23 protein-coding genes and 2 tRNA genes are annotated in these 24,334 nt (G+C 73.2%); 18 read left to right on the top strand and 7 right to left on the bottom strand.

Annotated features, from left to right (window positions below; genetic code table 11):
• Positions 1 to 20: 20 nt before the first annotated feature.
• Positions 21 to 1,613, top strand: coding sequence for a citramalate synthase (cimA, locus tag AC54T2_RS12280; protein WP_186340861.1), 1,593 nt, complete (start codon positions 21 to 23; stop codon positions 1,611 to 1,613).
• A gap of 89 nt (positions 1,614 to 1,702) precedes the next feature.
• Here cimA and AC54T2_RS12275 read toward each other — a convergent pair whose 3' ends face one another.
• Positions 1,703 to 4,132, bottom strand: coding sequence for an Ig-like domain repeat protein (locus AC54T2_RS12275; protein ID WP_496666311.1), 2,430 nt, complete (start codon positions 4,130 to 4,132; stop codon positions 1,703 to 1,705).
• Positions 4,133 to 4,294: 162 nt separating this feature from the next.
• Here AC54T2_RS12275 and AC54T2_RS12270 point away from each other — a divergent pair, with 162 nt between their 5' ends.
• Positions 4,295 to 5,017, top strand: coding sequence for a DUF305 domain-containing protein (locus AC54T2_RS12270; protein WP_186340863.1), 723 nt, complete (start codon positions 4,295 to 4,297; stop codon positions 5,015 to 5,017).
• 19 nt (positions 5,018 to 5,036) lie between these two features.
• Here the strand turns inward: AC54T2_RS12270 and AC54T2_RS12265 are convergent, their stop codons facing one another.
• Positions 5,037 to 5,624, bottom strand: coding sequence for a TetR/AcrR family transcriptional regulator (locus AC54T2_RS12265; protein WP_241005145.1), 588 nt, complete (start codon positions 5,622 to 5,624; stop codon positions 5,037 to 5,039).
• Between the two features lie 72 nt (positions 5,625 to 5,696).
• Here AC54T2_RS12265 and AC54T2_RS12260 point away from each other — a divergent pair, with 72 nt between their 5' ends.
• The 3 genes from AC54T2_RS12260 to AC54T2_RS12250 are packed head-to-tail and all read left to right on the top strand — an operon-like array spanning position 5,697 to position 8,073.
• Positions 5,697 to 6,254 (top strand): NAD(P)H-dependent oxidoreductase, encoded by a 558-nt coding sequence (locus AC54T2_RS12260; RefSeq protein WP_186340864.1) that lies wholly within the window; start codon positions 5,697 to 5,699, stop codon positions 6,252 to 6,254.
• 33 nt (positions 6,255 to 6,287) lie between these two features.
• Positions 6,288 to 7,679: an amidase gene (locus tag AC54T2_RS12255; protein ID WP_496666310.1), complete on the top strand. Its 1,392-nt coding sequence runs from the start codon at positions 6,288 to 6,290 to the stop codon at positions 7,677 to 7,679.
• 10 nt (positions 7,680 to 7,689) lie between these two features.
• The gene (locus AC54T2_RS12250; protein WP_489974772.1) at positions 7,690 to 8,073 is read left to right on the top strand and encodes a VOC family protein; all 384 of its coding nucleotides are present in this window, start codon (positions 7,690 to 7,692) and stop codon (positions 8,071 to 8,073) included.
• On the opposite strand, the gene AC54T2_RS12245 is transcribed toward AC54T2_RS12250, so the two are convergent.
• Genes AC54T2_RS12245 through AC54T2_RS12235 form a run of 3 tightly spaced genes read right to left on the bottom strand, consistent with a single transcriptional unit; the run spans position 8,074 to position 10,062 of the window.
• Positions 8,074 to 8,691: an energy-coupling factor transporter transmembrane component T family protein gene (locus AC54T2_RS12245; RefSeq protein ID WP_496666309.1), complete on the bottom strand. Its 618-nt coding sequence runs from the start codon at positions 8,689 to 8,691 to the stop codon at positions 8,074 to 8,076.
• Positions 8,688 to 9,386 carry an energy-coupling factor ABC transporter ATP-binding protein gene (locus tag AC54T2_RS12240; RefSeq protein ID WP_186340867.1) on the bottom strand — a complete coding sequence of 233 codons (699 nt, stop codon included), beginning with the start codon at positions 9,384 to 9,386 and terminating at the stop codon, positions 8,688 to 8,690. Before AC54T2_RS12240 ends, AC54T2_RS12245 begins: the two co-directional genes overlap by 4 nt.
• Positions 9,387 to 9,420: 34 nt before the next feature.
• Entirely contained in the window at positions 9,421 to 10,062 is a 642-nt protein-coding gene (locus tag AC54T2_RS12235) for a biotin transporter BioY (RefSeq protein ID WP_496666308.1), read from the bottom strand.
• Between the two features lie 110 nt (positions 10,063 to 10,172).
• Here AC54T2_RS12235 and AC54T2_RS12230 point away from each other — a divergent pair, with 110 nt between their 5' ends.
• Positions 10,173 to 10,733 (top strand): TetR/AcrR family transcriptional regulator, encoded by a 561-nt coding sequence (locus AC54T2_RS12230; protein WP_186340868.1) that lies wholly within the window; start codon positions 10,173 to 10,175, stop codon positions 10,731 to 10,733.
• Positions 10,734 to 10,965: 232 nt separating this feature from the next.
• Here AC54T2_RS12230 and AC54T2_RS12225 read toward each other — a convergent pair whose 3' ends face one another.
• On the bottom strand, positions 10,966 to 11,574 hold the full coding sequence (locus tag AC54T2_RS12225) for a pentapeptide repeat-containing protein (protein ID WP_186340869.1): 609 nt from the start codon (positions 11,572 to 11,574) through the stop codon (positions 10,966 to 10,968).
• A 103-nt stretch (positions 11,575 to 11,677) separates the two neighbouring features.
• Between AC54T2_RS12225 and AC54T2_RS12220 the strand changes: the two genes are divergently transcribed.
• Positions 11,678 to 12,319: a sulfotransferase family 2 domain-containing protein gene (locus AC54T2_RS12220; RefSeq protein ID WP_496666307.1), complete on the top strand. Its 642-nt coding sequence runs from the start codon at positions 11,678 to 11,680 to the stop codon at positions 12,317 to 12,319.
• An 8-nt stretch (positions 12,320 to 12,327) separates the two neighbouring features.
• Complete coding sequence (locus tag AC54T2_RS12215) at positions 12,328 to 12,762, top strand: hypothetical protein (RefSeq protein ID WP_496666306.1); 435 nt, start codon at positions 12,328 to 12,330, stop codon at positions 12,760 to 12,762.
• Positions 12,763 to 12,772: 10 nt separating this feature from the next.
• Here AC54T2_RS12215 and AC54T2_RS12210 read toward each other — a convergent pair whose 3' ends face one another.
• Entirely contained in the window at positions 12,773 to 13,642 is an 870-nt protein-coding gene (locus AC54T2_RS12210) for a 3-methyladenine DNA glycosylase (RefSeq protein ID WP_496666305.1), read from the bottom strand.
• Between the two features lie 83 nt (positions 13,643 to 13,725).
• Here AC54T2_RS12210 and AC54T2_RS12205 point away from each other — a divergent pair, with 83 nt between their 5' ends.
• From AC54T2_RS12205 to AC54T2_RS12160, 10 genes are all read left to right on the top strand, one after another.
• Positions 13,726 to 15,087, top strand: a complete 1,362-nt coding sequence (locus AC54T2_RS12205) for an aminotransferase class V-fold PLP-dependent enzyme (RefSeq protein WP_489974766.1) — start codon at positions 13,726 to 13,728, stop codon at positions 15,085 to 15,087.
• A gap of 99 nt (positions 15,088 to 15,186) precedes the next feature.
• The gene (locus AC54T2_RS12200) at positions 15,187 to 15,999 is read left to right on the top strand and encodes a fumarylacetoacetate hydrolase family protein (RefSeq protein ID WP_186340874.1); all 813 of its coding nucleotides are present in this window, start codon (positions 15,187 to 15,189) and stop codon (positions 15,997 to 15,999) included.
• A gap of 25 nt (positions 16,000 to 16,024) precedes the next feature.
• On the top strand, positions 16,025 to 17,494 hold the full coding sequence (gene gltX, locus AC54T2_RS12195) for a glutamate--tRNA ligase (RefSeq protein ID WP_186340875.1): 1,470 nt from the start codon (positions 16,025 to 16,027) through the stop codon (positions 17,492 to 17,494).
• A gap of 4 nt (positions 17,495 to 17,498) precedes the next feature.
• Positions 17,499 to 18,506 (top strand): CPBP family intramembrane glutamic endopeptidase, encoded by a 1,008-nt coding sequence (locus AC54T2_RS12190; protein WP_186340876.1) that lies wholly within the window; start codon positions 17,499 to 17,501, stop codon positions 18,504 to 18,506.
• Between the two features lie 85 nt (positions 18,507 to 18,591).
• Positions 18,592 to 18,663, top strand: a tRNA-Gln gene (locus tag AC54T2_RS12185).
• A gap of 89 nt (positions 18,664 to 18,752) precedes the next feature.
• Positions 18,753 to 18,825 (top strand) — tRNA-Glu (locus AC54T2_RS12180).
• A gap of 112 nt (positions 18,826 to 18,937) precedes the next feature.
• Positions 18,938 to 20,377, top strand: coding sequence for a xylulokinase (xylB, locus tag AC54T2_RS12175; protein WP_496666304.1), 1,440 nt, complete (start codon positions 18,938 to 18,940; stop codon positions 20,375 to 20,377).
• 103 nt (positions 20,378 to 20,480) lie between these two features.
• Entirely contained in the window at positions 20,481 to 21,752 is a 1,272-nt protein-coding gene (locus AC54T2_RS12170) for an ROK family transcriptional regulator (protein WP_496666303.1), read from the top strand.
• Positions 21,749 to 23,260, top strand: a complete 1,512-nt coding sequence (locus AC54T2_RS12165; RefSeq protein ID WP_496666302.1) for a sugar ABC transporter ATP-binding protein — start codon at positions 21,749 to 21,751, stop codon at positions 23,258 to 23,260. The genes AC54T2_RS12170 and AC54T2_RS12165 overlap by 4 nt, the downstream gene beginning before the upstream one ends.
• The gene (locus AC54T2_RS12160; protein ID WP_489974761.1) at positions 23,257 to 24,333 is read left to right on the top strand and encodes an ABC transporter permease subunit; all 1,077 of its coding nucleotides are present in this window, start codon (positions 23,257 to 23,259) and stop codon (positions 24,331 to 24,333) included. The genes AC54T2_RS12165 and AC54T2_RS12160 overlap by 4 nt, the downstream gene beginning before the upstream one ends.
• Position 24,334: the final 1 nt, after the last annotated feature.

The following is a 24,334-nucleotide window of genomic DNA, read 5'->3' as shown; positions in this document are numbered from 1 at the left end:
CACCGACCGAGAGACCTCCGATGGACCTGCACGGCTCGTTCCACGTCTACGACACCACCCTGCGCGACGGCGCCCAGCAGGAGGGCCTCAACCTCTCCGTCGCCGACAAGCTGAGCATCGCCAAGCAGCTCGACGGCCTGGGCGTGGGGTACATCGAGGGCGGCTGGCCGGGCGCCAACCCCAAGGACACCGAGTTCTTCCGCCGGGCCCGCGAGGAGCTCGACCTGCGCCACGCGCGGCTCGCGGCGTTCGGCGCCACCCGCCGGGCGGGCGTACGCGCCGCCGACGACCCGCTCGTCGCGGCCCTGCGCGACTCGGGCGCGGGCGTGGTCACCCTGGTCGCGAAGTCGCACGACCGGCACGTCGAGCTCGCCCTGCGCACCACGCTCGAGGAGAACCTCGCGATGGTGCGCGACACGGTCAGCCACCTGCGCGCCGAGGGCCAGACGGTGTTCCTCGACGCCGAGCACTTCTTCGACGGCTACCGCGCCAACCGCGACTACGCCCTCGAGGTGCTGCGCACGGCCGCCGAGGCGGGCGCCGAGGTGGTCGCGCTGTGCGACACCAACGGCGGCATGCTGCCCGACTGGGTCTCCGACGTGGTGCTCGACGTCATCGAGACCACCGGTGCGCGCGTCGGCATCCACGCCCACAACGACAGCGGCTGCGCCGTGGCCAACTCGCTCGCGGCGGTCGCGGCCGGCGCGACGCACGTGCAGGGCTGCATCAACGGCTACGGCGAGCGCACCGGCAACGCCGACCTCGTCACCGTCGTGGCCAACCTCGAGCTCAAGCTGGACCGCGCCGTGCTGCCCCAGGGCCTGCTGCGCGAGGCCACCCGCATCGCGCACGCGGTCGCCGAGGTCACCAACGTGCCGCCGGCCTCGCGCCAGCCCTACGTCGGCACGTCGGCGTTCGCGCACAAGGCAGGGCTGCACGCCAGCGCGATCAAGGTCGACCCCGACCTCTACCAGCACCTCGACCCGATGGTCGTCGGCAACGACATGCGCCTGCTCGTCTCCGACATGGCCGGGCGCGCGTCCATCGAGCTCAAGGGGCGCGAGCTCGGCTACGACCTGTCCGACGGCTCGCCGGAGATGAGGGAGCTGGTCACCCGCGTCACCGACCGGGTCAAGCAGCTCGAGCAGCGCGGCTACACCTTCGAGGCCGCCGACGCGTCCTTCGAGCTGCTGCTCGCCGAGGAGGTCGAGGGCGCACGCCCGTCCTACTTCGACGTCGAGTCGTGGCGCGTCATCACCGAGACCCGCACCGACGGCGAGGCGATCTCGGAGGCGACGGTCAAGCTGCGCTCGGAGGGGGTGCGGTACGTCGTCACGGGCGAGGGCAACGGTCCGGTCAACGCCCTCGACGCCGCCCTGCGCGAGGCGATCGGGCAAGCCTTCCCGGAGGTCGCGAAGTTCGAGCTGATCGACTACAAGGTGCGCATCCTCGACCAAGGCCACGGCACCGACGCGATCACGCGGGTGCTCATCGAGACCACCGACGGCGAGTCGTCGTGGGTCACCGTCGGCGTCGGCGCCAACGTCATCGAGGCGTCGTGGGGCGCGCTGGTCGACGGGCTCACCTTCGGTCTGCGCCGGCACCACCGCTGATCAGGCCGCGGGCACCTGCCCGCACGCACGAGGCCCCGGCGGATTCCCCCGCCGGGGCCTCGTGCTGGTGCGTCAGCTGCGCGTCCGGGTCAGCGCACGACCCGGAACCTCACGGTGTTGCGGCTCTTCCTCACGGCGTCGGACCCGCCGAAGCTCGCCGACACCGTGTGCGCGCCGACCGCGAGGTTCTTCCTCACCTTGACGACGACCCGACCGTCGGAGAGCCGGGCGGTCTTCACCAACGTGCCGTCGACCCGGACCACCACCTTCCCGGTCGCATCGGCACCGCGGGACTTCACCGTCACCACGACGCTGAAGTCCTGCTTGACGCGCGGCTTCTTCGGCTTGACCGTGACCTTCGTCCGGGAGGCGACCTTCCCGGTCGGCGTCGCGGCGGTGACGGTGGCGGTGAACGTCGCCGACGAGGCGGCGTTGGTGTCGTCGCCCGCGTAGGCCGCGGTCAGGGTGTGGGTGCCCACCGGGAGGTCGGCGGGCAGGCCCACGGCCGCGGTGCCCCGAGCCAGGGTGGCCTTGCCGAGCTGCTTGCCGGCCTTGTCGGTCACCACGACGCTGCCCGTGGGCAGGGCGCCCTCGGTGCCGACGCGGTCGACCGTGACCGTCGTCGTCGACGCCTGTCCGAAGCTGGACGGCTCGGGGGAGTGGGCGGCGCCGACCTTGGTGGGCAGCTTGCAACCGGCGTCGCACGGCAGGCTGTCGCGCAGCTCGGTGATGGCACGCCGGGCCCGGACCTGCTCGACGTTGTCGCCGAGAGACCGGCGCGCCGCGTCGAGGTGGTAGCGGACCAGGGGCGCCGAGGAGGCCCCCTGCGCGGACAGCTCACGGGCGGTGCCGAAGCTCTCGGTGACGGCCGTCAGGGTCTCCCCGGCCAGCGCGCCCGACCGGGCGGCCTGGTCGAGGTAGGAGCCGGCCACGTTGAAGCTCGGGGCCCAGCGCAGCGGCGTCTGGTGCTGGGCGTTGAACTCCTCGACGACCGATTCGCCGGCGGCGGCGATCTCGTTGGCCGAGAGCAGGTCGCTCGGGGTGAACGCCAGGGCGTCGAAGCCGCGCCCGATCTCCGAGCCGAAGACGTGGCCGTTGTACCAGTAGGTCGACCAGTAGCCGGCGAGGTTGAGGCCAGTGGGGTTGGGGGTGTTGACCGGCCCGCGGTCGTAGAAGGCGAGCTCGACCGGGTTGGCGGAGTCGGTGAAGTCGATGACCGACAGGCCGCCCTGGTACCAGGCCTGGACCATGATGTCGCGGCCCGGGACCGGGACGAGCGAGCCGTTGTGGGCCACGCAGTTCTCCTGCGCGGTCTGCGGCGCCGGCAGCTTGTAGTAGCTGCGGAACGCCATCTTCCCGTCGACGATGTCGAAGATCGCGTCGGCACCCCACTCGGGCTTGTCGCTCTCGCGGCAGCGTGCGCCCGAGCCGCCGCCCCACTCGTCGGTGAAGATCACCTTGGTGCCGTCGTTGTTGATCGTGGCCGAGTGCCAGTAGGCGAAGTTGGGGTCGGACACCGCGTCGATGCGCTCGGGGTTCACCGGGTCGGTGATGTCGAGCAGGATGCCGTTGCCCTGGCACGCGCCGGCCGCGAGGCCGAGCTCGGGGTAGGCGGTGATGTCGTGGCAGGTGTTGGTGTTGGGCAGCGGCGAGTAGTTGGTGCCGGACGGGTGCGGGGTGCCGGGGAGCGTGTTCTGCAGGCCGTTGAAGGCGCCGGTCGCGGGGTCGGTGAAGATCCGCGGCTGGCTGACGATGGCGGCGTCCTCGGGCGCGGCCAGCGGCACCTTGATGACGTCGATGCGCCACTGCGCCGGGTTGCCGGTCGTGACGGGGCCGGTGGTGGTGTTGGGGTTGACGCTCTCGCAGCCGGCGAGCTCATCGCCCGACCGCACGCCGGCGGTGCCCGAGTTGTAGAGGTAGACGTTGTCGGGATCGTCCGGGTCGGTGACCACCGTGTGCGTGTGCGAGCCGCGGCAGGTCTGCACGCCGCCCACCTGGACGGGGGCAGCGAGGTCGGAGATGTCGAAGATCCGGACGCCGCGGAACCGCTCGGGGCTCACCGAGCCCGTCACTCCCTGGGAGCCGCAGTCGACGCGGGCCGAGGTCTGCTCGACCGAGAAGAACAGCAGGTCGCCGAAGACGCTCACGTCACCCTGCCCACCGGGGCACACGAACGAGCCGCTCAGGGTGGGGTCGGCGGGGTCGGACACGTCGTAGACCTGGAAGCCCAGGTAGTTGCCGACGATGGCGTGGTCGCCGGTGAAGGCGAGGTCGGAGTTGATGCTCGAACCGCCCGGAGCTCCGTCGAACGGCGCGACCCGGGGGTTGTTGTCGAGCAGCTCGATGTTGCTGCTGGCCTCGCTCCAGGGGAGGTAGCCCGGAGCCAGCCCGATGCGGGGGTCGTCGGCTGCCTGGGCCGCGGCGGGCAGCAGCGCCGCGACCAGCGCGGCGAGGCTCGCCGCGAGGGCCGGGCGGCGGAATCGACGAGGGCGACGTGGCGGCGTCATGGGTGGCGTCATGGGTGGCGTCATGGGTGGCGACCTTCTTCCGACGACGGTCGCCCCGGATGGCCGCGGCGTGCGCCGTGGCCGGTCGACCTAGTATGTCGAGAAACGTAGCGACGACCGGCGCCGGCCGCACCATCCCTTGGTCGGACATTTTCGAGGGGAACTGGAGTCCACATGAGCGCGCTGGTCAGGGTGGGAGCCGTCGTCGTGTCGGTCGCGGTCGCGCTGGGTGTCTCGGGATGCACCGGCGAGGAGCCGTCGCGCGACACCGAGCAGGGCGCGCCCGTCGTCCAGCTCGGCGCGCCGGGCGAGGCCGGGAAGACCATGTCGCCGGAGGAGGTCGAGAGCCTCGCCGTGCCGACGTACACCGCGTCCGACGTGGCGTTCGTGGAGGAGATGGTCCCGCACCACACGCAGGCCCTCGAGATGACCGCGCTGGTGGCGGACCGGACCGGCACGCGCGCCATCCTCACCCTCGCCGAGCGCATCGAGGTCTCACAGGTCGAGGAGCTCGCCCAGCTCGAGGGGTGGCTGACCCGCCGGGGCGAAGGAGCGGGCGAGACCCCCGACGACCACGGGTCGGGGGACGACGAGCAGCACGACGACCACGGCGACGAGGCCGGTGGGGCGGTCGCGACCCACGCCGGCATGCCGGGGATGGCCACGCCCGAGCAGATGGAGCGGCTCGCCGATGCGCGGGGGCGCGACTTCGACCGGCTCTTCCTGCAGCTGATGATCCGCCACCACGAGGGCGCCATCGTGATGGTGGAGACGCTCCTCGCCGATGGCAGCGGCGGTCAGGAGTCCGAGGTGTTCCAGCTGGCCACCCACATCGCCTCCGACCAGGCCGTCGAGGTCGCGTCGATGAAGCGCCAGCTGACGTCCCTCGACGGCTGAGCGCGGCCGGCGTGCGGCGTCAGCCCACGACCCGGCGCACCAGGTCGTCCCAGCCCGCCTCGACGCGTTCGACCGAGATGTTGTCGCGCACGACCTGCTGGTCGAGCACCACCATCTCCAGCGGGGCGAGGAGCGCCGTGGCGAGCATCAGGAGGTCGCCGGAGACGCCGAGCTCGCGCAGCAGGTGGCGCACGTGCAGGTTGGCGAAGGACATCGCCGCAGCCGAGCGGGCGCCCGGCTGGCCGGCCGCCGCGATGAGGTCGGCGTGGGCGAGGTTGGCGCGCAGCCGTGAGTGGCCGAACGCGATGAGCCGGTCCATCGGGGGAGCGCCCGGACCCAACGGGGGAGGCCCGGAGATCACGCTCGCCTGCCAGGCCGTCTCCGACTCGTTGAGCACCGCTCCCATCAGGCCCTCGCGGCTCTCGAAGCGCCGGAACAGCGTGCCCTTGCCGACTCCCGCCTCCGCCGCGACCGTGTCCATCGTCACGGCTTCGACCCCCCGGGTCCGCACCAGTCGCAGGGCCGCTGCGAGGATGGCCTGCCTGTTGCGCGCCGCGTCGGCCCGCTCGGGGACCGGGGCGTCGGCCATCGGCAGGGGGCGGGTCACCCCGACAGCCTAGGACCGGAGAAAGTCCGGCCAGGCGGGAATGTAAGCGGACCGTGGTCCGTTTACGACGGTATGACTACCGCTGACACCCAGACCCGCGTCGCTGTCCTCCTCGGCTCCTACCGCGCCGGGAGCCTCAACCGCCGTATCGCCGAGCACCTCCGCGACCATGCCCCGGCCGGCGTCACCGTCGACGTCGTCGAGGGCCTCGCCGACGTCCCGTTCTACAACGAGGAGCTCGACGGCGACTCGGTCCCGGCCGCGGCCGCCGCGCTCCGCGAGTCGGTGGCCAGCGCCGACCGCGTGCTCGCCGTGACGCCGGAGTACAACGGCACGATGCCGGCCGTGCTCAACAACGCCATCGACTGGCTCTCGCGCCCCTACGGCCAGGGCGCCATCGTCGGCAAGCCCTTCGCCGCCATCGGCGCGACCCCGACGCCCTACGGCGGCAAGTGGTCGCACGAGCACGCCCGCCACTCCGCCACCATCGCCGGCGCTGTCGTCGTGGAGGGCATCGTCGTCGACGAGCCCGCCCTCGACGGTGACCCGCTGGAGGACGAGGCCGCCGTGCAGCGCTTCCTCGGTGCCCTCGACGCGCTCGTCGCCCACGAGGTCGAGGTCGCGGCCTGACCCGGACCGCGCATCGCAGGTACGGTCGACGATGTGCTGCACGACCTGACCGCGCTCGAGCAGGGCGATGCCGTACGCACGGGTGACGTGTCGCCGCTGGAGCTGGTCGAGCACTACGCCGGCCGCGCCGATCGGGTCGGCGCCTTCATCACGCCCACCCACGAGCAGGCGCGCGACCACGCCCGCCGGCTGACCGAGCAGGGCCGGCCCGCCGACGCCGGCCCGCTCTGGGGCGTGCCCACCGGCATCAAGGACCTGCACCCCACCGCGGGTGTGCGCACCACCTTCGGGTCGGCGGCGTACGACGACCACGTGCCCGACGCCTCCGACGACCTCGTGCTCACCGTCGAGGCGGCCGGCATGCCGAGCCTGGGCAAGACGAGCACGCCGGAGTTCGGCTCGCCCTGCTACACCGAGCCCGACGTCGCCCCGCCCGCCGTGACGCCGTGGGACCCCACGCGCACGGCTGGCGGCTCGTCCGGGGGTGCGGCCGCCGCGGTGGCTGCCGGACTGCTGCCCGTCGCGCCGGGGTCCGACGGGGGCGGCTCGATCCGCACCCCCGCCTCGTGCTGCGGGCTCGTGGGCCTCAAGCCGACGCGGGGACGCATCAGCGGCGCCCCGAACTACGGCGATCCCACCGGGCTCGCCACGCCCGGCACCCTCGGGCGCACCGTCCGCGACACCGCCGCCCTGCTGGACGTGCTCGCGGGTCGCCGGGTCGGCGACCCGTACTGGGCACCCGCGCCGTCCGGGAGCTTCCTCGACGCCTGCGACCGTGAGCCCGGCCTGCTGCGGGTCGCGCGCTTCATCACCCCTGTCATCGCGGAGACCGACGTCCACGCTGCGAGCGTCGCGGCCTGGGAGGGCGCCTCGCGGTTGCTGGCGTCGCTGGGCCACGACGTCGAGGACGTGCCGGTGCCGATCCCGCTCGAGGCGACGGCCGCCTTCGAGACCTGCTGGTCGGTGCTCACCGCCCTGTCGCCCGTCCCACCCGGCCGCGAGGACCGGCTGCGCCCGCTGACACGGTGGCTTGCCGGTCTCGGCCGCGCGGTCAGCGGGCCCGAGTTCGCCCTCGCGATCGGGCGGATGCGTCGCCACGCCGCCGCCGCGCTGGCGGCCCTCGCGCCGTACGACGTCGTCCTCACGCCCACCCTCGCCCGGCCACCGGCGCTGGTCGGCGAGCTGCGCGACGACGCCGACCCGGCGCGCGACTTCGCCCGGCAGAAGGAGTTCACGCCGTGGACGAGCGCGTGGAACGTGACCGGCATGCCGGCCGTCTCGCTGCCGCTGCACTGGACCGACGACGGGCTGCCGATCGGCGTGATGCTGGCAGCGCGCCCCGCCGAGGAGGAGCTGCTCCTCGCGGTCGCGGCCCAGGTGGAGGCGGCCGCGCCATGGGTGGACAGGCGTCCGCCCGGATGGTGAAGTGACGCGTATGGGTGAGCTGACGCCGTACATCTGCGTCGCCGACGCACGCCGCGCGATCCAGTGGTACGTCGACGTGCTGGGCTCGGAGGTCGTCGTCGAGCCGATCGTCATGGAGGACGGGCGGGTCGGCCACGTCGAGCTCGCCGTCGGTGGCGGTCGCTGGATGATGTCGGACGAGTTCGACTCGGCCGGCGTCGCGGCGCCCGACACGTCCCGCGGCGCGGCCGTCTCGCTGCACCTCGAGGTCGACGACGTCGACGCGCTGTGCCGACGGGTGACCGGGTCGGGCGTGACCCTCGACCGCGGACCCGAGGACAGTCCGCCGGCCGGCCGCGTGGCCGTCTTCCGCGATCCCTTCGGCCACCGCTGGTTCGTCAACCAGCGGTCCTGATCAGGACTGCTCGTCGCCGATGCCGCGCGCGTGCAGCGCGTCGCCGGACTCGTGGGCGCGGGCGACGACGCGGATCACGAACGGGGACAGGTAGGCCCGGGGGTTGCGGTCCAGGCCGCGCGCCCGCGCCGCGTCCCGGGTCTCGCGGGCGACGGCGATCGTGCCGGGAAGGGCGCCGATCGTCAGCGCGACGGTGAGCGCGACGCGGTCGGGGTCGACGCCGACGACGCGCAGCGGCCGTGCCCACCGCGAGAGCGCGTCGACCATCGCGTCGACGGTCGTCGTCGCGGTCAGCGAGAGGGCGGCGAGACCGAGCGTCAGCAGATCGAGGAAGGTCTCGACGGCCTTGCCCGGGCCGTACCACCACCACTGGAACGCGCTGGCCACCGCCGCGATCAGCAGCACGCCCCGGGCCGCGCGCCACACCGAGCGCAGCGGCACCCGCGCCACGACGGCGAGCAGGAGCGTCACGGCGAGGAACACCGGCGCGGCACGGACGTCGCGCACCGCGACGACCGCGAGACTGAGCACGGCGAGCCCCAGCACCTTGGCCCCGACGGGCAGCCGGTGCAGGAACGTGTCGCCGGGCTGGTGCAGCCCGGCCATCAGGTCGCTCACGCGTCGACCAGGCCCGTGTAGTGGGCGATGGCCTCGCGCGGCGCCCCGTCGGCGACCACGCGAGCGGCGTCGACGACCAGCACCCGGTCGCACCTGGCGGCCAGGTCGAGGTCGTGGGTGACGAGCAGCAGCTGCTGGTCGAGTGCGAGGAGGGCGTCGCCGACGCGCCGGGTGTTGGCGCGGTCGAGCAGCGTGGTCGGCTCGTCCGCGACCACCACCGCCGGCTCGAGGGCGAGCACCCCGGCGAGGGCGAGCAGCTGGCGCTGCCCGCCGGAGAGCGAGTGGACCGAGTCGTGCGCGTGCGCCTCGAGGCCGTTGGCCGCGAGCACCGCCATCGCACGCTCGCGCCGGGCGCCGGCGTCCTTGATGGTGCGCCGCAGTGACAGCTCGACGTCCTCCACGCACGTCGGCATCACCAGCTGGGCCGCCGGGTCGGTGAAGCAGAACCCCACCCGCCGCCGCACGGCGGCGCCCTCGCGTGCCACGTCGCGGCCGTCGACCGTGACCCGGCCGGTGGTGGGCCGGACCAGCCCGTTGACCATGCGTGCCAGCGTGGACTTGCCCGAGCCGTTGGCCCCGATGACGGCGACCCGCCGCTCGGTGAGCACGAGGGTCGTCGGCGCCAGGATCTCGCGCTCGCCGCGCCCCGGCAGGGGCACGCGCGCCCCCGCGCGGTCGAAGTGGATCGTTGCCATGCCGTGTCCCGGTGTCCTGTCCCGATGTCCGCGGTCAGTCGCGCTGCAGAAGCTGCGGGAACGCCCGGTGCACCTCGGCGGCGATCATCGCGACCAGTGACGTCTTCACCACGTCACCGATCCAGAACGGCGCGTCGTAGGCGGCCGCCTCGGCGAAGGAGATGTCGAAGAAGCGCATCATCCCGAGGATCCCGAGGAGGTGGACGACCAGCGCGCTGGCGGTGAACGAGCACGCGAAGACGACGATCGCCCGGGTGCGGCGCTCGCGCGCGACGTACTCCACCAGGAAGCCGGCGAGCGCCGCGGCGAGCGGGAACGCGATCAGGTAGCCGCCGCTCGGGCCGCTGAACACGCCGATGCCCGACGAGTGCTCGGCGAAGACCGGCAGGCCGACGGCTCCCAGTGCGAGGTAGAGCATCACGGCGGAGAAGCCGCGCAGCGGGCCGAGGACGCAGCCGGCCAGCATCACCGTGAGCGTCTGGAGGGTGATCGGCACGCCGGCGCTCCCGACGGGGACTGCGCCGATGTAGGCACTCGCGCAGATCAGTGCCCCGAACGCGGCGACGAGCGCGATGTCGCGGGTGGGGGAGGAGCGGGCGTGCCGCTCGTGGACCGCGATGTCGGGCGCGGCGTCGGGGGTGGCGGCGGGGGTGGAGGCGGGGGTGGAGGCGGGCACGGTGGTCCTCGGCGGCTGGACGGGGGACCTGAACGGTGTTCAGGCTGAACGGTGTTCAGGCTAGGGTGGCGCCGACGGCCCGTCAACGACGTCCAGGACCGGGAGGGTGCGTGGCCCACAGGCGCAGCGACGTGCTCGACCACGCCGTCGCCCTGCTCGACGCCCACGGGCTCGCGGCGCTCACGATGCGGCGCCTCGGCGCCGAGCTCGACGTCCAGCCCAGCGCGATCTACCACCACTTCCCGAGCAAGCAGGCGCTGCTGGCGGCGGTGGCCGACGAGATCCTCGCCCGCGGTGCGCGAGCGCGTACCGCCTCGGAGTGGCCCGACCGGGTGCGCGAGATCTGCTCCGAGCTGCGCGAGGCGATGCTCGCCTGCACCGACGGCGCCGACGTGGTCGCGACCGTGTGGGCCTTCGGCCTCGGCGCCGCGGCGCCGGTCGCCGAGCTCGAGAAGGTCCTCACCGACGCCGACGTCCCGTCCGAGCTGGTGCCCGTCGCCTCCCACGCGCTCGTGCACTACGTGTTCGGCCACGCCTTCGAGGAGCAGACCGCCCGCCAGGCCGTCAGCCTCGGTGCGGTCGAACGCCCCCTCGACTCGCTGCCCGACTTCGACCTCGGGCTCGACCTGCTCCTCGACGGCCTGCGGGCGCGGCTGCGCGGGGGTGCTTGAGCGGGGACGTCCCCGCTCAACGGCCCGGATCCGGGTGTCCTAGCGAGGACGGGACGTGTCTAGTGCTCATGCTGGGAGCTGGGAGCTGGGAGCTGGGAGCTGGGAGCTGGGAGCTGGGAGCTGGGAGCTGGGAGCTGGGAGCTGGGAGCTGCGCTGCGGTGCTCGAGCGGGGAGATCCCCGCTCAACGGCCCGGATCCGGGTGTCCTAGCGGGGAGGGGGCGGGTTGAGCGGTCAGGGGGAGCCGTCGACGTCCGCGCCGTGGAGCTCGGCGAGGAGGACGGCGCCCGCGAGGTCGAGGCGCGTACGCCGGAGGTCGGCGGCGGCCAGGTCGACGCCGTCGAGGGCGGCGCCGCGGAGGTCGGTGCGGTCGAGCTTGGCCTGTCGGAGCACGGCGCGGTCGAGGCGCGTGCGGGCGAGCACGGTGAGGGTGAGGTCCGACTGGGACAGGTCGGCCTCGCGCAGGTCGACGCCGGTCAGGTCGAGGCGGGAGAGGTTGGTGCCGCGGATCGTCACCCCGAGCCACGACCCGCCGAGGACCGTGAGGGGGCGCATCGTGCACTCGGAGAAGACCGACCCGACGAGCTTGCACCCGTCGAGCGTCGCGCCGAAGAACGACGCGCGGCGGAAGTCGCAGCCGACGAACGCCGTCGCGGTGTGCACCGAGTCGTTGAACCGGGTGCCGTGGAAGGTGCACCGCTCGAACGTGGCACCCGACGACGTCGCCTCGGAGAGGTCCACGTCGGTGAAGGTGCACTCGACGAAGCGCGCCGCGCCGAGGTCCTCGCCGTACCAGTCCTCACCGCGCAGATGGGTCCCGGTGGCTGTCCTCGGCTCGGTCACGGCGCCACCGTAGCCGTGGGGTCGGTCCGACTCGACGGATGGCCCGACGGATGGGCCCGACGGATGGGCCCGACGGATGGGCCCGACGGATAAGGTCGTGCCCGTGATCGCGTCCCACCAGCACCGCTTCATCTTCCTCAAGACCCGCAAGACGGCGGGGACGAGCGTGGAGATCGCGTTGTCAAAGGTGTGCGGTCCCGACGACATCATCACCGAGATCAGCCCCGAGGACGAGAAGCTGCGCCAGGCGGCCGGCGGTCGTGCACCGCAGAACTTCCAGTCCCCGCCCCTGCCGCGCAAGGCCTACAACCACATGGGCGCCAAGGCCACCCGCGACCTCGTCGGCGCCGAGGTGTTCGCCGACTACTTCACCTTCGCGATCGAGCGCAACCCGTGGGACGCCGTGGTCTCGCTCTACTTCTGGAAGTACAAGGACCGTCGCGAGCTGCCCGACTTCGAGACCTACGTGCGGGAGGTCTGGATCGAGCAGCTGGCCAACAACCGCCGGCTCTACCGCATCCGCGGCAAGATGGCGCTCGACCGGGTCCTGCGCTACGAGCGCCTCGACGCCGAGCTGCGCGAGGTCTGGGAGCACCTCGGGCTGCCCGGCGAGCCCGACCTGCCGCGGGCCAAGGGCAACGCCCGGCCGGCCGGGCACTACCGCGAGCTCTACACCCCTGCCTCGAGGGAGCGCGTGGCGACGGTGTTCGCCGACACCATCGAGGCCTTCGGCTACGAGTTCTGAGGGCGAGGATGACCAGCCAGACGTCGCCGACCGGTCGCACCCGTCGGTTCGGCCCTGCGGCCGCCGGCCTGCTCGCGATCGCCGCGCTCTTCGCCGCCCTCGTCCCGGTCGTGCTCGAGGTGGACTCCCGCCTCGACCGCACCCGGCCGATGTACGACGACCGGAGCCGGATGGAGTGGCTGCAGTACCAGACCGTGCTCACCGCGGGTCGGGCCGAGCCCCTCGAGCTCGCGCCGGGTGAGTCGGTCGAGCTCGCCGGCGAGCGGTTCACGTCGTCGTCCGGCGTGGTGGTCGAGGTGCGCGCCGAGGCGCCCGAACGCCCGTGCGTGCGGACGTCCAACCACCACGGCGACGTCACCGCGTGGGCCTGCGTCGACCTCGACGAGCCGCCGGCCGATCCCGACCTCGAGGTCGTCGACCTCACCGTCGCCCCGACGACGTGAGGGGCGCGGGTCAGACCGGCTCGGGCACGAGCGCCAGGAGCCGCTCGCACTCCGCGAGGAGTCGCGCGCGCAGCGGCGCGCCGCGCTCGGCGAACGCGCGCTGCGCCTCGAGGTACTCGCGCTTGCCCTCGGCGGTCTCGATCCTGACGGGGGAGTAGCCCAGGTCGGTCAGGTCGTAGGGCGCCGCGCGCATGTCGAGCACCCGGATGTCGCGCGCGAGCTCGAAGCAGTCGGCGACCAGCTCGCTGGGGATCATCGGCGTGAGCCGGAAGGCGTGCTTGTAGAGGTCCATCCCGGCGTGCAGGCAGCCCGGCTGCTCGAAGGCGGGGCGGTCGTCGCGGCCCGGCCGCAGCTGGTTGAGCGGGCGCGCGCTGGGGGTGAAGAAGCGATAGGCGTCGAAGTGGGAGCAGGCGATGCGGTGCGACTCGACGACCGCGTCGGTGCCCTCCTGCCCGAGCCGCAGCGGCCGGTCGTGGCGGGTGCCGCCGGGGACCCGGTCGGCGCGGTGCACCATCGCCCACTCGTGCAGCCCGAAGCAGCCCAGCTGCGGGGCCCGGGCGGCGGTCGCGGCCAGCAGGGTGTGCAGCTGGTCGAGCAGCGGGCGCTGGGAGGCGACGTACGCCTCGGTGACGGCGACCGGGTCGCCCCCGTAGCCCTTCAGGCCGGCGTGCTCCGTCGCGTCCTCCAGCGCGACGCCGTGGCCGGGGTGCCAGCGCCGCAGCTGGGCGGGCCGCTGGGAGTAGTAGGTGAACAGGAAGTCGTGCACCGGGTGCCGGACCTGGCCGGCCCGACGCGCGAGGTGCGGCCCGACGAGGTCGTCGACCCGGGCGGCGTGCGCCTCGGCGAGGGGGCGCCACTCGGCGGCTGACAGCACGTGCACCGAACCGAGGCTAGTGCCGCCACCCCGTGCCGGCCGCTTCGAGGGCTCTCGACGTGGGGTGGCGCCGGGGGGACACTGCCGGGATGGACCGCACCGCCGGTCTCGACCGTGCCCACGAGCACGCGGTCGAGTGGCTCACCTCGCTCGCCGACCGCCCGGTGCCGCCGCGGCTGGGCGCCGAAGAGGTGCTCGGCCGGCTCGACCCGCAGCTCCCCGACGGTCCCACCGACCCGGTCGCGGTGGTCGACGAGCTGGCCCGCGCCTGCGACCCCGGGCTGACGGCGATGCCGGGCGGGCGCTTCTTCGGGTTCGTCATCGGCGGCACCCACCCGGCCGCCCTGGCCGTGGACTGGCTGGTCAGCGCGTGGGACCAGAACGCCGGCCTGCGGCTGCTCACTCCCGCGCACTCGGCCGTCGAGGACGTGGCCGAGGCGTGGGTGCTCGACCTGCTCGGCCTCCCCGCCGGCAGCGCGGTCGGCTTCGTCACCGGCGGCACGATGGCCAACTTCACCTGCCTCGCCGCAGCGCGCGACGAGGTGCTGCGGCGCGCCGACTGGGACGTCGCCGAGCGCGGGCTCGCCGCGTCGCCCGGCGTCCGCGTCCTCGTCGGCGCCGAGCGGCACGACACGATCGACCTGGCCCTGCGCTACCTCGGCCTCGGTGCGCCCGAGGCGGTCGCGGTCGACGACCAGGGGCGCATCGAGCCCGCGGCGCTCGCCAGCGCGCTGGACGCGGGCGACGGGCGCCCGACCGTGGTGTGCCTGCAGGCCGGCAACGTCCACTCCGGGGCGTTCGACCCCTTCGACGCCACGGTCACCGCTGCCCACGACGCCGGGGCGTGGGTCCACGTCGACGGCGCGTTCGGGCTCTTCGCGGGCGCGTCGCCGCGCCGGCGCCACCTCCTGGCGGGCGCCGATCGTGCCGACTCCTGGGCCACCGACGCCCACAAGACCCTCAACGTCCCCTACGACTGCGGGCTGGCGATCGTCCGCGACCGGGCCGCGCTGCGGGCGGCGATGGGCATGCACGGCGACTACCTGGTCCACGACGCGACGGGGGAGCCGTTCGACAAGGTGCCGGAGATCAGCCGCCGGGGCCGGGCGTTCCCGGTGTGGGCGGTGCTCCGGGCGCTGGGACGCGACGGCGTGGCCGACCTGGTCGACGGCTTCTGCGACCACGCGGAGGCGTTCGCCGAGGGGATCGCCGCCATCGAGGGCGCCGCGGTGCTCAATGACGTGGACTTCACCCAGGTCTGCGCCACGTTCGGCGACGACGACCGCACCCGCGCCGTGGTCGAGGCGATGCTCGCGGAGGGGACGGCGTGGACCACCGGGTCGACCTGGCACGGCCGCGCGGTGCTGCGGGTCAGCGTGAGCAACTGGTCGACGACCGTCGAGGACGTCGCGGCGACCCTGGCCGCACTGCACCGCGCGGCCGGGCAGTAGCCGGGCAGCAGCCGGGGTAGCAGCCGGGGCAGCAGCCGGACCGACCGCGGGAGCCGCCCGACGTGGGCCGGGCAGACCGCGGTTGGATAGCCTCGACCCATGCGCATCTGTCGGTTCAGCACGGGCGAGGAGCCGCGGTTCGGGGTCGTCACCGGGGAGGTCGACGAGTTCGGCCAGCCCGACGAGGACTCCGTGGTGGTGGCCCTCGCGGGCGACCCGCTCTACGCCGGGGTCAAGCCCCTCGACGAACAGCACCGTCTCGCCGACGTACGGCTCCTCGCGCCGATCATCCCGCGCAGCAAGGTCGTCGGCATCGGCCGCAACTACGCCGCCCACGCCGCCGAGCTGGGCAACGACCTCCCGGCCGAGCCGCTGATGTTCCTCAAGCCCAACACCACGGTGGTCGGCCCGGGCGACCCGATCTTCTACCCGACGCAGACCAGCAACCTGCAGTACGAGGGCGAGCTGGCCGTGGTGATCGGCCGCATCTGCCGCGACGTGCCCGCCGAGCAGGCGACCGACGTGATCTTCGGCTACACGATCGCCAACGACGTCACCGCACGCGACCTCCAGCGCTCCGACGTGCAGTTCACCCGGGCCAAGGGCTTCGACTCCTTCTGCCCGATCGGCCCATGGATCGAGACCGACCTCGACCCGCAGGCGTTCATCGACGGCCGCGCGGTGCAGACGCACCTCAACGGCGACGTCGTCCAGGACGGCTCGACGGCCGACATGATCTTCGACGTGCCGACCCTCGTCGCGCACGTCTCGTCCGTCATGACGCTGCTGCCCGGCGACGTGATCCTGACCGGGACCCCCGAGGGTGTCGGCCCCATGCAGGTCGGCGACGAGGTGGAGATCTCGATCGCCGGCATCGGCGCCCTGACCAACCCCGTCGCCCGGCGCAGCTGACCGGCCACACGAGAGAGCCATCCCCATGAGCAGCAGCCCCGTCCGCGTCCGCTTCTGTCCCTCGCCCACGGGCTCGCCGCACGTCGGCCTGGTCCGCACGGCCCTGTTCAACTGGGCCTTCGCGCGCCACCACGGAGGGCAGATCGTCTTCCGGATGGAGGACACCGACCGCGAGCGGAGCACGCAGGAGTCCTACGACGCCATCCTCGAGCTGTGGCGCTGGCTCGGCCTCGACTGGGACGAGGGCATCGAGGTCGGCGGACCCCACGGGCCCTACCTGCAGAGCGAGCGCGGCGACGTCTACCGCGACGTCCTCGCCCGGCTGCGCGAGTCGTCCTACACCTACGACTGCTTCTGCACGACCGAGGAGGTCGACGCCCGCCGCAAGGCGTCGGGCTCGAAGATGCAGGGCTACGACGGGTTCTGCCGCGACCTCACCGACGAGCAGCGCGCCGCGTTCGAGGCCGAGGGGCGCCGCCCCGTCGTCCGGTTCCGGATGCCCGACGGCTCCATCGGCTGGGACGACCTGGTGCGCGGCGAGATCACCTTCGCGACCGAGAACGTGCCCGACTTCGCGCTCTCGCGTGCCAACGGCGACCCGCTCTACACGCTGGTCAACCCCGTCGACGACGCCCTGATGCAGATCACCCACGTCCTGCGCGGCGAGGACCTGCTCTCCAGCACGCCGCGCCAGCTCGCGCTGTTCGAGGCGCTGGTGGAGCTCGGCATCGCCGAGCAGGTCCCGGCCTACGGCCACCTGCCGTACGTGATGGGCCAGGGCAACAAGAAGCTCTCCAAGCGCGACCCCGAGGCACACGCCCTGGCCTACCGCGAGCAGGGCTTCCTGCCCGAGGGCCTGCTCAACTACCTGGCCCTGCTGGGCTGGTCGATCGCGGCCGACCGCGACGTGTTCTCGATGGCCGAGATGGTCGAGGCGTTCGACATCAAGGACGTCAACCCCAACCCGGCCCGCTTCGACCTCAAGAAGGCCGAGGCGATCAACACCTCGCAGATGCGGCTGCTGCCGATCGACGAGATCACCCACCGGGCGCTGCCCTTCCTCAAGTCGGCGGGCGTCGTCGGCGACCCCGTCGCCGATGCCGACGCCCAGCTGCTCGAGCTGGCGATGCCGCTGGTCGCCGAGCGGATCAACAAGCTCACCGAGGCCGCGCCGATGCTCGGCTTCCTCTTCGTCGACGAGGCAGCGTTCGAGCGCGACGCCGACGACGTCGCGAAGGTGCTCGACGAGACCGGCCGCGGCGTCGTCCAGGCAGCGTACGACGCCCTGGTCGGCGTCGAGACGTGGTCGACCGCGGCCATCGAGGAGGCGCTGCGGGTGGCGCTGATCGAGGGCATGGAGCTCAAGCCGCGCGTGGCCTTCGGTCCTGTCCGGGTGGCCGTGACCGGCCGGCGGGTGAGCCCGCCGCTGTTCGAGTCGATGGAGCTGCTCGGCCGCGACCGCAGCCTGGCGCGGCTGCAGTCGGCCCTGGCCTGACGTCGTGACCCGATCGCTGTCGCCCGACTTCCGGCCGCGCTACCACGAGCTGCACCGGGTCGGGCGCCCCGGCGCGTGGCGCTCGGTCGTGGGCGGCCTGCTCCTGCTGGTGCTCGTCTTCGGCGTGGTGCCGCTGGCCGCCGGGGCCCTCGCCCTCGTGCTGCTCCTCGCGACCGGCGACACCGCGGAGGAGGCCGCCGCGCTGCTCGACGTGACGCAGGAGGCGACGCCCGCCGGGCTGGCGCTGCTCAACGCGATCATCGCTGCGGCGATCCCGCTGACGTTCCTGGTCACCTGGTGGCTCCACCGGCTCAAGCCGCGGTGGGTCTCCTCGGTCGCGCCCCGACTGCGATGGGGCTACCTGCTGGTGTGCCTGGGCCTGTCGCTGGTGGCCCTGATGGCGTCGCTCGGCGTCGCGATGCTGCTGCCGATCTCGGTCGGGGACGTGCCGGCCGGGACCGTCAACGACTTCACCACGCAGACCCGCGACTTCATCATCGTGATCCTGCTCCTGACCCCGCTGCAGGCGGCCGGGGAGGAGTACCTGTTCCGCGGCTACCTCACCCAGGCGTTCGGCTCGCTCGTGTGGGGCAGGCGCGTCTCGCAGGCGCTGGGGGTGCTCGGGCCTGCCCTGATCTTCGCGCTCTTCCACGGCCTGTCCCAGGACTGGCCGGTGTTCTTCGACCGCTTCGCCTTCGGTGTCGTCGCCGGCATCCTCGTCATCCGCACCGGCGGCCTCGAGGCGCCCATCGCCATGCACGTGCTCAACAACTTCCTGGCCTTCGGGCTGGCGCTCGCGTTCGGCGACCTGACCACGGCGCTCAACGCCGAGGGCGGCAGCAGCTGGTGGACCATCCTCTCCACCATGACCCAGTCGCTGGTCTACCTCTTCCTCGCCTCGTGGGTGGCGAAGGCGATGGGGCTGGCCGACGTCGGACCGCCCGTCGGGGGAGCGGCGTTGCCGCCCGGGCAGCGCGACCCCGTTTTGGCCCCGCCGCCACCCCGCATGTAATGTTCGGGGTCGGTTCGGGAGGCGTTCCACGAGGGATTCCACGCCCGGACCACGTGGGTGGTCGGACAGCGATCCGATACCCCCATGGGGTATGGTGTAATTGGCAACACGGCTGATTCTGGTTCAGTTGTTCTAGGTTCGAGTCCTAGTACCCCAGCAAGATCCAGGCCCTCGGGCCCGGATTTGGAGCGTCACTCCGGCCCCGCTAGAGTTCAGCTCCGTCGCTCCTCGGAGCAACACCTGCAAGCCCCCGTTGTGTAGCGGCCTAGCACGCCGCCCTCTCAAGGCGGTAGCGCCGGTTCGAATCCGGTCGGGGGTACGGCACCCGAAGGGCCCGGTCACCAGACCGGGCCCTTCGTCGTCGTCGGGGAGCCGTCCGGGCGAGTCGCCGCGCCGGGCCCCGGGAGGGGCGTGGGCTAGCATCCGCGGCCATGACTGACGGGCCCCGGCTGGTCGCCGGCATCGACTCCTCCACCCAGTCCTGCAAGGTCGTCGTCCGCGACGCCGAGACGGGCGCCCTCATGCGCCAGGGACGTGCGAGCCATCCCGACGGCACCGAGGTCCACCCCGACCACTGGTGGGCCGCCCTGCAGGCAGCCGTCGCCGAGGCCGGCGGGCTGGACGACGTGGCCGCCGTCAGCGTCGGCGGCCAGCAGCACGGCATGGTCTGCCTCGACGAGGACGGCGCGGTCGTACGCCCCGCGCTGCTGTGGAACGACACCCGCTCGGCCGGGGCCGCCCGCGACCTCGTCGACGAGCTGGGCGGGCTCGAGGAGGGCGGACGGGCCTGGGCCGAGGCGGTCGGCGTCGTCCCGGTGGCCTCGTTCACCGTGACCAAGCTGCGCTGGCTCGCCGAGCACGAGCCCGACAACGCGCGGCGCACGGCAGCGGTGTGCATGCCCCACGACTGGCTGACCTGGAAGCTCTCGGGCAGCGGCGAGCTGGGCGACCTCACGACCGACCGGAGCGACGCCAGCGGCACCGGCTACTGGTCGGCGGCGACCGGGCACTACCGCACCGACCTGCTCGAGCGCGCCTTCGGCGCCGTGCCGCACCTGCCGCGGGTGGTCGCGCCCGGCGAGGTCGCGGCGCGGTCGGCCGGCACCGTCGTCCGCGCCGGCACCGTCCTCGGCGCCGGTGCCGGCGACAACGCGGCCGCGGCCCTGGGCCTGGGTGCGGGCGAGGGCGACGTGGTCGTCTCGATCGGCACGTCCGGAGTCGTCACGGCCGTCACCAGCGCCCCGGCCGTCGACCCCACCGGGTCGGTCGCGGGCTTCGCCGACGCCACGGGGCTGTTCCTCCCGCTGGTCGCGACCCTCAACGGCGCCCGCGTGCTCGACGCCGCCGCGCGCCTGCTCGACGTCGACCACGAGACCTTCTCGAGCCTGGCGATGGAGGCCCCGGCGGGCGCCGGGGGACTGGTGCTGGTGCCCTACCTGGAGGGCGAGCGCACCCCCAACCTTCCCGACGCGACGGGGTCGCTGCACGGCCTCACCCTCGCCACGGCCACCCGGCCGGCCTTCGCCCGAGCGACGGTGGAGGGCCTGGTCTGCAGCCTCGCCGACGGCCTCGACGCGGTGGCCGCCACCGGGGTCGCTCCGTCGCGGGTGCTGCTCGTCGGCGGTGCGGCCGCGTCCGAGGCCGTGCGCACGGTCGCCGCCGAGGTGCTGGGCGTGCCGGTCGACGTTCCCCCGCCGGGGGAGTACGTCGCCGACGGCGCCGCCCGGCAGGCGGCCTGGGCGCTCACCGGCGCCGACACCGCCCCGGAATGGGTGCGTGAGGGCACCCGGCGCTACGCCGCCGACCCGGCTCCGCAGGTGCGCGCGCGGTACGCCGAGGGCCGCTCGCGACACCTGGACCGGACCACCTGAAGATCTTGCGACGAGCCCCTTGACGTGACCATCGTCACGACTTAGTTTGGCGGTCCACCAAACTAACTGGTGACGCGAGTCACACAGCAGATCGAGGGCACGAATGTCGCAGGTGCGAGACGGCTGGTCGTCGACCGGCTCGGGAGGTGCCGACCAGGGCACCGTCCGCCGCGCGAACCTGTCGCTCGTCCTGCGCAGCCTCCGCGAGGACGGCGGCCGCAGCCGCGCCCGCCTCGCCGCCGACCTCGGCCTCAACAAGGCGACGGTCTCCAGCCTGGTGACCGAGCTCCTCGAGCGTGGCCTGGTCCGCGAGGGCAGCGCCGAGCGCGGCGCCGTCGGCCGGCCCGGCACGATCGTCGAGATCGACGGTGCGGGCGCCTACGGCGTCGGCGCGGAGATCAACGTCCACCACGTCTCGACCCGCGCGGTCGACCTCGCCGGCACCGTCGTGAGCGAGCACCGCACCTCGATGGACACCCGCGGGCTCGAGCCCGCGGCGGTCGTCGACCGGCTCGGCGAGCTGCTGCACGCCACGCTCGACGACCTGGCCGCCCTCGGCGCCGTGCCCGTCTCGGCGGTCGTCGGCGTCGCGGGCCTCGTCGACCACGACGCCGGCACCGTCTCGGTCGCGGCCAACCTCGGCTGGCAGGACGTCGGGCTCGCCAGCCTGCTGCGCGCCGTGCTCGGCGACCCCGACTACCTGATCAAGGTCGACAACGAGGCCAACCTCGCTGCCGTCGCCGAGGCCACCCCCGGCGATCCCGACCGGCGCGACATCCTCGTCGTCCACGGCGAGGTCGGCATCGGCGGCGGGATCATCGCCGACGGGCGGCCGTTCGCCGGCCGGCGCGGCTACGCCGGGGAGTTCGGGCACATGGTGGTCGACCGCGACGGCAACCGCTGCGGGTGCGGTCGCACCGGCTGCTGGGAGACCGTCATCGGCCTCAGCCACCTCATCGACCTCGCCGCCGGCAACGACGACGACCTGCTGCGCTCGCCGGTCCTCGACCTGGAGGGCAAGGTCGAGGAGATCGGCCGCCGCGCCGCCGCCGGTGACGAGCAGACCCTGACCGCGCTGCGCGAGATCGGCCACTGGGTCGGCATCGGCGCCGCGCTGCTCACCAACGTGCTGAACCCCGGCATGATCGTGCTCTCGGGCTACCTCGGCGAGATCGGCGAGTGGTTCCGCGCCGAGGCCGAGGCCGAGCTCGCCGCGGGTGTGCTCGCCCCCGACGCCGGCGGCACCCGCATCGCCCTCTCGGCCCTCGGCTTCTCCGCAGCGGTGCACGGGGCCGCCGCCGTCGCCATCGACCACGTCTACGACGACCCGACCCTGGTGCCTCGGGTGGTCCCCACCCTGGAGGTGATGTCATGAACGACACCCCGCTGCTGACCATGCGCGGCATCGTCAAGCGGTTCCCCGGCGTGCTCGCGCTGGGGGGCGTCGAGCTCGAGGTGCGCGCCGGCGAGGTGCACTGCCTGCTCGGCCAGAACGGCGCCGGCAAGTCCACGCTGATCAAGATCCTGTCCGCGAGCTACCAGCCCGACGAGGGCGAGATCCTGTGGGAGGGTGCGCCGGTCACGCTGTCGACGCCGCAGGCGGCGATGGGCCTCGGCATCTCCACCATCTACCAGGAGCTCGACCTGGTGCCCGACCTCACCGTCGCGGAGAACATCTTCCTCGGCCACGAGCTCAGCACGGCGGGCTTCAGCCAGCGCGCCGAGACGCTCCGGCGCACCCGCGAGCTGCTCGCCCGGCTCGGCCACAGCGAGATCCCGGCCACGCGCTCGGTCGGCCGGCTCTCTCCGGCGGCCCAGCAGATCGTCAGCATGGCCCGCGCGCTGTCCCAGGACACCCGGCTGCTGGTGCTCGACGAGCCGTCCGCCGTCCTCGACCAGGGCGAGGTCAACAACCTGTTCCGCGTGATCCGCGACCTCACCGCCGAGGGCGTCGCCGTCGTCTACATCTCCCACCGCCTCGAGGAGATCCGCCAGATCGGCGACCGGATCACCGTCCTCAAGGACGGCAGCAGCGTCGCCACCGGCCTCGCGGTCGACCAGACGCCGACGAGCGAGCTGATCAAGCTGATGACCGGCCGTTCGATCGAGTACGTGTTCCCGCCGCGCGGCGAGGCCGTCACCCCCTCCGGCGAGCCCGTCCTCGAGGTCACCGGCCTCGAGCTGCCGGGCGTCTTCACCGGGGTGGACCTCACGGTGCACGCCGGCGAGATCGTCGGCCTCGCGGGGCTCGTGGGCGCGGGGCGCTCGGAGATCCTCGAGACCCTCTACGGCGCCCGCCGGTCCTCGGCCGGCACGGTGCGCGTGGCGGGACGCGAGCTGCGCCGCGGGTCGGTGCCCGCCGCGGTGAAGGCCGGGGTCGGCCTGGCCCCGGAGGAGCGCAAGAGCCAGGGGCTGCTCCTCGACCAGGCCGTCTACAGCAACATCACCGTCTCCACGCTCCGACGATTCAGCCGGTTCGGGCTGCTCGACCGGCGTGCCGAGCGCACGAGCTCCGCCGAGGTGGCGGAGTCCCTGGACGTCCGTCCGGCAGGGGTCGATCGCCTCGTGCGCCTCCTGTCGGGCGGCAACCAGCAGAAGGTCGTCCTGGCCAGGTGGCTGCTGCGCGAGTGCCGCGTGCTGCTCCTGGACGAGCCGACCCGAGGGGTGGACGTCGGCGCTCGCGCCGAGATCTACGCCCTCGTCCGCTCGCTGGCCGACTCCGGCGTCGCCGTCGTGGTCGTGTCCAGCGAGGTCGAGGAGGTGCTCGGGCTCGCGGACCGGGTCCTCGTGGTCCGCGAGGGCCGTGTCGTTCACGAAGGTCCGGCGGGCGAGATCGACGAGTCCCGCGTCCTGGACCTGGTCATGGAAGGAAAGGTCGCATGAGCGAGCAGAGCACGAACCGGGACGGGGGCACGGTGGAGAACACCGTCACGCCCTCGACCGACACGGTCACGGTGGAGCGCGCCGCCGCCGAGAGCGAGCGCGACAGCGGCGGAGGGCTGATGAGCGGCCCGTTCGGGCGCAACCTCGGCCTCGTGGTCGCCCTGCTCCTGATCTGTGCGGCCGGGATCATCACCGCGGGCGACCGGTTCGCGAGCGTCGACAACACCCTCACGATCCTGCGCTTCGCCTCCACGATCGGCGTGGTCAGCATCGGGATGACCTTCGTCATCACCGGTGGCGGCATCGACCTCTCCGTCGGCGCCATCGCGGCGCTGTGCTCGGTCTGGGCGACGACCTTCGCCACCCAGACGATGGCCGAGGACACCCACTGGCTGGTCATGGTGTTCGCCGCGCTGGCCGTGGGAGCGGGAGCCGGTCTGGTCAACGGGATCATCATCGCCTACGGCAAGGTGGTCCCGTTCATCACGACGCTGGCGATGCTCGCCGCCGCCCGTGGCCTGGCCGAGATCATCTCCGAGCGGCGCACGCAGATCGTCACGGTCGACGGGTTCAAGGACTTCTTCTCCGCCGACGTCCTCGGCGTGCCGCTCCTCGTCATCATCTTCGCGCTGGTCGCGATCGCCGGCTGGGTGCTGTTCAACCGCACGACGTTCGGCCGGCGCACGCTCGCCGTCGGCGGCAACCCCGAGGCCGCCCGCCTGGCCGGCATCAACGTCAACCGCCACACCGTGATGCTCTACGTCCTCGTCGGCCTGTGCTGCGGGCTCGCCGCCCTGATGCTGGTCAGCCGCACCACCACGGGCAGCTCCACCCACGGCACCCTGTGGGAGCTCGACGCGATCGCCGCGGTCGTCATCGGCGGCACGCTGCTCACGGGCGGCCGCGGCACGATCGTCGGCACCGTCGTCGGGGTGCTGATCTTCGCCACCCTCAGCAACGTGTTCACCCTCAACAACCAGGACACCTCGACCCAGGCGGTCGCCAAGGGCCTGATCATCGTGGTCGCCGTGCTGCTCCAGCAGCGCCTTGCCCGCAACGCGACCTCGACCTAGC

The organism is Nocardioides sp. Z35_8, from assembly GCF_059621125.1.
Note: the sequence above shows the minus strand (reverse complement) of the source record. Positions and strands in the feature narration are given on the sequence as shown.